Origin of the sequence: Streptomyces milbemycinicus, assembly GCF_002154605.1 — a bacterium.
Classification (GTDB): Bacteria; Actinomycetota; Actinomycetes; order Streptomycetales; family Streptomycetaceae; genus Streptomyces; species Streptomyces milbemycinicus.
The window spans coordinates 1-5,010 of the sequence record NZ_MUNE01000410.1 but is presented as its reverse complement, the minus strand read 5'-3'; the positions used below and the strand labels follow the sequence as shown (position 1 = coordinate 5,010).

Annotated in this window: 4 protein-coding genes; 1 reads left to right on the top strand and 3 read right to left on the bottom strand. The window is 70.1% G+C overall.

The annotated features are described in order from the left end of the window. The coding region (locus CCN51_RS31000; protein ID WP_211303268.1) for an AfsR/SARP family transcriptional regulator at window positions 1–788 on the bottom strand (788 nt) is incomplete at its 3' end. A 526-nt stretch (window positions 789–1,314) separates the two neighbouring features. Between CCN51_RS31000 and CCN51_RS30995 the strand changes: the two genes are divergently transcribed. Further along, complete coding sequence (locus tag CCN51_RS30995; protein ID WP_055413875.1) at window positions 1,315–1,989, top strand: helix-turn-helix transcriptional regulator; 675 nt, start codon at window positions 1,315–1,317, stop codon at window positions 1,987–1,989. A gap of 60 nt (window positions 1,990–2,049) precedes the next feature. On the opposite strand, the gene CCN51_RS30990 is transcribed toward CCN51_RS30995, so the two are convergent. Together CCN51_RS30990 and clpB are read right to left on the bottom strand one after the other, a co-directional pair. Next, window positions 2,050–2,313, bottom strand: coding sequence for a UBP-type zinc finger domain-containing protein (locus CCN51_RS30990; RefSeq protein ID WP_043489343.1), 264 nt, complete (start codon window positions 2,311–2,313; stop codon window positions 2,050–2,052). Window positions 2,314–2,318: 5 nt separating this feature from the next. Continuing rightward, on the bottom strand, window positions 2,319–4,943 hold the full coding sequence (gene clpB, locus CCN51_RS30985; protein ID WP_014174501.1) for an ATP-dependent chaperone ClpB: 2,625 nt from the start codon (window positions 4,941–4,943) through the stop codon (window positions 2,319–2,321). Between the last annotated feature and the right edge of the window lie 67 nt (window positions 4,944–5,010).

The following is a 5,010-nucleotide window of genomic DNA, read 5'->3' as shown; positions in this document are numbered from 1 at the left end:
AGACCGCACAGCTCGCCGAGGACCTGGGTGTCGTGCCGCAGGATGGCGGTGTGCAGATTGGACAGCCCGGGGCTGGGGTCGAGGCCGAGTTCCTGGGCCAGGAACGTGCGGAACCGCTCGTACTGTCGCAGCGCTTCGACGGACCGTCCCGCCCCGTACAGCGCGCACATCAACAGCGCCCATGAGGCCTCGCGGAGCGGGGCGCCGGCGGTGAGGTTCTCGGCCACCCCGATCGCCTGCTCCAGGTCGCCCTGTTTGATGAGGATCGTGGCCTGCAGCTCGGTGGCGTCTTGCCGGGCGGTGTTCAGCCGGGCCGTCTCGCGCGCCGCGAAGGCGTGTTCGGCGGTCTCGCCCAGGGCCTCGCCGCGCCACAGGCCGAGCGCGTCGTCTATCTCCTTGCGGGCGACGTCCAGTTGGCCGCGGCGCATGGACTGCCGGGCCCGGGCCACGGACATCTCGAAGCGCGTGGTGTCACGAGCCTCGTCGGGCACCTTCAGGGCGTAGCCGGCCGGGCCGTTGACCAGGAGGGTGGAGCGGTTGCGCGGCACGGGTTCCAGCACCGAGCGCAGTCTGCTGATGTGCGCGCGTACGGAGGAGACGGCCCCGGTCGGCTGGGACCCCTGCCACAGGTCCTGGCAGAGCTGTGCCAGGGAGACGGGCCGGCCGTCCTCGATGAGCAGGCGGATCAGCAGCACTCGGCGCTGCCGTGGCCCCAGGGCCAGCGCTGTGCCGTCCCGTACCACCTCGACCGGGCCCAGCAGGCTGTACCGCGTGGAGTGATCGTGCACCGAGTTCCTTCCCTGTCAGCACGCGTGGGGGTTCTCCCACGGCACTGCGCGGCAGGGTCCGTGGGAAGGGGTTGCCGTGCGGGATGAGTTGTCCGGCAGGGACCGGAAAGCCCTCTTGGTGTTGCCACCACGGGGCGCAGGCGACAAGCCCAGATACTCCGAACGTGACGCTATAGAGCCCACTTTGGGCCGGTCCAGGTGCGCCGGGGCAGTCTGCCTGGGTCTTTTGGGCAAGGGACGGGCCCGTGGGGGGTGCGCGGCCCGGCGGCGGCGGGTTCCATGAGCGGGAGCGGCCACCGGGGTCCTCGCCGACCGGCCGACGCCCATCGCCCCGCCCGAGCCTGCCTGCGCGTTCCTGTGCGCGCCATGGTTTTTCGAGGATTTTCCTTAGCGTTTTCGCTGTATAGGTTGCCGGTGATATCGGAACGATAAAGGAGGATTTCGAACGCACGGTCGCCGACGTCGGCTACCGTATGATCACATCCGGAGCCCCACAATCCGTTTCGCGGTGGACAGAGGGAGAACATTGCGCGCCTCTTTAGAGCCGCCGAACCCACGGTCGGCGACGAGGGAATCCAGGCGCAGGATTTCCGTCGTTATCCACGCGCAGGACCCGATCTCCCAAGAGGGGGCGATCGGCCAGCTGCGTCGGCACCCCGAACTCGCCCTCGTCGACGAGTCGGACGCCCAGGTGGGAGACGTGGCAGTGCTGCTCACGGACTCCGTCGACGAGACCACGCTCAACGGTCTGCGCAGACTCGTGCACGACGCGGGGCTGCGCGTGGTCCTGGTCGCCGGCCTGATCCGCCGGGCCGAACTGCTCGATGTGATCGAATGCGGCGTCGGGGCCATCGTCTGGCGGCGCGAGGCCACCGGTGACCGGCTGTTCCAGGCGGTCCTCGCGGCCTCCCGCGGCGACGGCGACCTCCCCACCGATCTGATCGGCCAACTCGTCAGCCAGGTCGGCGCGCTACGGCCCGGAGCGGTCGGCCGCCTCGGGGTGCCGCTCGGCCTGACACCGCGTGAGACCGATGTTCTGCGGCTGGTCGCGGAAGGGATGGGCACCGGCGAGATCGCCGTCAAACTCGCCTACTCCGAACGGACCGTGAAGAACGTCATCCAGGGCCTGACGACCCGTCTGGGCCTGCGCAACCGCGCCCACGCCGTGGCCTACGCCCTGCGGGAGGGCTACATCTCCTGACGGCGCATGCGCAGTGGTGGTCACCCGCCGGTGAAGCCGCTGGAGTGGGCGCCGGCGCCGTCAGACCAGCGCCTCGTGGACAAAGCACCACCGCCAGTCCTCACCCGGCTCCATCGGCTCCATGATCGGGTGTCCCTCCTCGTGGGCATGGGCGCGGGCGTGCCTGAGCGGTGAGGAGTCGCAGCAGCCGACGTGTCCGCAGGTCAGGCAGAGCCGCAGATGCACCCAGGCGGATCCCAGACGCAGGCACTCCTCGCAGCCCTCGGGGGTGCGCGGGGTGACATCGCGGACCATGGACAGATGCGGGTCCGGCTCGAGGGCCATGGCGTTCACCCTTCCTGTGGTTCCTGCTCGTAGGTGACGACCAGTTCGCCGTGCTGGGCGTCGACGCGCACCGTGGCGCCCTCCTGCACGTCGCCGCGCAGCAGGGCGCGTCCGATCAGGGTCTCGACCTCGTGCGAGATGAAGCGGCGCAGCGGCCGTGCCCCGTAGACGGGATCGTAGCCTTCGTGGGCGATGACCTCCCGGGCGGCCTGGGTGAGCTCGACGGCGATCCGGCGCTCGGCCAGGCGCTGCCGCAACTCCTCGAACTGAAGATCCACGATCCGCTCGATCTGGGGCTCACCGAGCGGCTTGAACAGCACGATGTCGTCGACCCGGTTCAGGAACTCGGGGCGGAAGTGTGCGCGCAGCTCGCTCATCACCAGGCCCTGGGCGTCCGGTTTGAGCTCGCCTTCGGAGGTGACGCCGTCGAGGAGGTGCACCGACCCGATGTTGGACGTCATGATCAGGATGGTGTTGCGGAAGTCGACCACCCGGCCCTGGGCGTCGGTGATCCGCCCGTCGTCGAGGACCTGCAGCAGGGTGTTGAAGACATCGGGGTGCGCCTTCTCGATCTCGTCGAACAGCACCACCGAGTAGGGTTTGCGGCGCACCGCCTCGGTGAGCTGGCCGCCCTCCTCGTAGCCGACGTATCCGGGCGGCGCGCCGAGCAGCCGGCTGACGGTGTGCCGCTCCTGGTACTCGCTCATATCGAGGCGGACCATGTTGTCCTCGGTGTCGAACAGGGCCGCGGCCAGCGTCTTGGCCAGCTCGGTCTTGCCGACGCCGGTGGGGCCGAGGAAGATGAACGACCCGATGGGGCGGCGCGGGTCCCGGATCCCCGAGCGGGCCCGGATGATGGCGTCGGCGACCACCTTGACCGCCTCGTCCTGGCCGATGACCCGCTCCCGCAGGATCTCGTCCAGGCGCAGCAGCTTCTCCCGCTCGCCCTCCTTGAGGCGGGAGATCGGGATTCCGGTCCAGGCGGAGACGATGTCGGCGATCTCGTCCTCGGTGACGACCTCGCGCAGCAGCCGGTGGGCGCCCTGTTTGGCGGCCAGCTGCTCCTCCTGGGCGGCCAGCCGGCGCTCCAGCTCCTGGAGCCTGCCATAGCGCAGTTCGGCGGCGCGGTTGAGGTCGTAGACGCGTTCGGCCTCCTCCGCGTCGCGGCGCACCTCCTCCAGCTCCTTGCGCAGTTCCTGCACCCGGCGGATGGACTGCCGCTCGGCCTCCCACTGGGCGCGTTTGGCGTCGGCCTCGGCGCGCAGATCGGCCAGTTCCCTGCGCAGCTCCGCCAGCCGCTGCTCGCTGGCCGGGTCGGTCTCCTTGGCGAGCGCGGCGTCCTCGATCTCCAGGCGGGTGACCCGGCGGGTGATCTCGTCCAGCTCGGCGGGCATGGAGTCGATCTCCGTACGCAGCCGGGCGCAGGCCTCGTCGACGAGGTCGATGGCCTTGTCCGGCAGGAACCGGTCGCTGATGTAGCGGTGGCTCAAGGTCGCGGCGGAGACCAGGGCGGTGTCCTGGATCTTGACGCCGTGGAAGACCTCCAGGCGTTCCCGCAGCCCGCGCAGGACCGAGATGGTGTCCTCGACGGACGGCTCGTCCACCAGCACCTGCTGGAACCGGCGCTCCAGCGCGGCGTCCTTCTCGATGTGTTTGCGGTACTCCTGGAGCGTGGTGGCGCCGATCATATGGAGCTCGCCGCGGGCCAGCATGGGCTTGAGCATGTTCCCCGCGTCCATGGCGCCTTCGGCCGCCCCCGCTCCCACCACGGTGTGCAGCTCGTCGACGAACAGCAGGATCCTGCCCGAGGCGGCCTTGACCTCGCTGAGCACGGCCTTCAGCCGCTCCTCGAACTCGCCGCGGTACTTCGCCCCGGCGACCAGGGACCCCATGTCGAGGGCGAAGACGGTCTTGTCGCGCAGCCCTTCGGGGACGTCGCCGCGCACGATGCGCTGGGCCAGGCCCTCGACGATCGCGGTCTTGCCTACGCCCGGGTCGCCGATCAGCACCGGGTTGTTCTTCGATTTGCGGCTGAGGATCTGGGTGACCCGGCGGATCTCGGCGTCCCGGCCGATGACGGGGTCCAGCTTGCCCGAGCGGGCCTCGAGGACCAGGTCGCGGCCGTACTTCTCCAGCGCCTCGTACGCCACCTCGGGGTTGGCGGAGGTGACCCGCTGGCCGCCGCGGACCTGGGTGAGGGCGCTGAGGAACGCCTCCTTGGTGACGCCGTGTTCCTTGAGCACCCGCCCGGCGGCGGTGGCGGATCCCTCGTCGGTGAGGGCCAGCATGAGGTGTTCGACGGAGACGTACTCGTCCTTGAGCCGCTTGGCCTCCTGCTCGGCGGTGTCCAGCAGCTTGGCCAGGCGCTGGGTGACGAAGACCTGTCCCGGGGCGGCGCCGGGGCCGGTGACCTTCGGCTTGCGGGCCACCTCGGCCTCCAGCATCGTGCGCAGCGCCGTGGGGTCGGCGCCCACCTGGTCGATCAGCCGGGGCACCAGGCCCTCGGGCTGGTCGAGCAGGGCGAGCAGCAGATGTTCGCCGTCGACCTCGGTCTGGCCGAGCCGCAGCGCCTTGGTCTGGGCGCCCTGGAGGGCTTCCTGGGACTTCTGGGTGAGGCGGTTCATGTCCATGGGGGTTGATCACTCCTCGCGCCGGTGCGGCGCAGTGCGGCCTCGAGCCGGGCGATGCGGTCGAGCA